Source organism: Agromyces binzhouensis, assembly GCF_004135055.1.
Classification (GTDB): Bacteria; Actinomycetota; Actinomycetes; order Actinomycetales; family Microbacteriaceae; genus Agromyces; species Agromyces binzhouensis.
In genome coordinates, this window is record NZ_SDPL01000525.1 from 1 (window position 1) to 1,767 (window position 1,767).

2 protein-coding genes are annotated in these 1,767 nt (G+C 73.9%); one reads left to right on the top strand and one right to left on the bottom strand.

What is annotated here, in order from left to right; translation table 11 throughout:
• Positions 1-204, bottom strand: a 204-nt coding sequence (locus ESO86_RS16380; RefSeq protein WP_165308153.1) for an RBBP9/YdeN family alpha/beta hydrolase, incomplete at its 3' end; no start/stop codon positions are given.
• Positions 205-279: 75 nt separating this feature from the next.
• Here ESO86_RS16380 and ESO86_RS16385 point away from each other — a divergent pair.
• A partial coding sequence (locus ESO86_RS16385; RefSeq protein ID WP_129235896.1) for an FAD-dependent monooxygenase occupies positions 280-1,767 on the top strand: 1,488 nt, incomplete at its 3' end.

Genomic DNA, 1,767 nt, shown 5'->3' on the forward strand with positions numbered 1-1,767 from the left:
CAGGCTGTGCGCGACGAGCAGCGGCGGGGTCGGGCTCGCCGCGACCGCGCGGTCGATCGCGGCGACCCAGTCGGCGACCTCGGGCTCGTCCCACGACGCCGGGGCGATCCGGAGCACGCCGGGCAGGGCCGCCTCCCAGCGCGACTGCCAGTGCAGCGGACCGGAGCCACCGATGCCGGGGACGATGACGAGGGGGTGGGTCACGGCGACAGCATGGCATCCCGGGCCGCGCCGGGCCGACGCATTCCGTCATCGATCGGGCGGTGACAGGCTGGGAGCATGGCGGAACCCGAGATCCTCCGCACCGACGTGCTCGTCGTGGGCGCGGGGCCGAGCGGGCTCATGGCCGCGGTGGTCCTCGCGCGTCGCGGCGTCGACGCGATCGTCGTGGACGGCAAGGACGGCCCCACCCACGAGTCGCGCGCACTGCTCGTGCAGGCGCGCTCGATGGAGCTGTACGACCAGCTCGGGCTCGCCGACCGCGTCCTCGCCGGCCGCGCCGAGGCACGCGGTGCGGTGCTCGGGTTCCGGCACCGCGAGCTCGGGCGGATCCCGCTGCGACGGTTCGGCGAGGGACTCACGCCCTTCCCCGACCTCACGGTCTTCGAGCAGAGCCGCAACGAGCGCCTGCTCGTCGATGCGCTCGCCGAGTCCGGGCGCGAGGTGCGCTGGCGTCACCGACTCGTCGCGCTGCGGTCGCAGACGTCGCTGGTCTCGGCCACCCTGGACGGCCCCGACGGCCGCGTCGTCGTCGAGGCGCGGCACGTCATCGGCGCCGACGGCGCGCACTCGGCCGTCCGCGAGCTGCACGGCATCCCCTTCGAGGGCGTGACGAACCAGCACACGTTCTTCGTGGCGGACGCGATCGGCGTCAGCGGCCTCGTCGAGGGCTGGGTGAACGTCCGCTTCGCGCCCGACGACCTGCTGCTGTCGTTCCCGATGGGTGGGGAGGGGCACCACCGCATCCTGGGCGTGGTGCGCGACACCGAGCTCGAGGGAGCGGACGAGCTGTCCGAGAAGCTGCTCCGTTCGCGCTTGGCACGAGGGTTCACGGTGGGCTACCGCTCGTCGACCTGGTTCGCGACCTACCGACTCCACCACCGCGTGGCGGCCCGGTTCCGCGACGGGCGGTGCTTCCTCATCGGCGACGCCGCGCACATCCACTCTCCCGTCGGCGGCCAGGGCATGAACACGGGCCTCCAGGACGCGCACAACCTCGCGAACGCGCTCGGCGACGTGCTCGTCGGCGGGATGCCGCCCGCGCGCCTCGACCGGTACGAGACGGAGCGACGGCCGGTCGCGCTGAAGCTCGTCGCCACGACGGACCGACTGTTCGCGAACGTGACGTCGGAGTCGCGCCTCGCGCACGCCGTCCGCGGACGCATGGTCCCGACGGTCGGACGCCTGCTCGCGCCGGTGCTCCCGCGGATCCTCGGTGGAGACCGCGTGTTCGGCCTCATCTCGCAGATCCGCATCAGGTACCGGATGTCCGAGCGGACGCCCTCGCGCTCCCAGGTGCGCGACGACGTCGTGGGCAAGCGGCTGCCGTACACCGGAGGCGACCCATCGAACTTCGATGCGCTGCGCTCGTTCCGGTGGCAGGTGCACGGGTACGGCGCGCCGGCCGAGCTCGTGCGCGGCGTCGCCGCATCGCTCGGCCTCGAGCACCACGTCTTCCCGCCCGCGGCGGGGCGGCTCCGCTCGGACCGGCTCTACCTCGTGCGCCCGGACGGGTTCGTGGCGGCCGAGGCGAGCGTCACCGCCGGG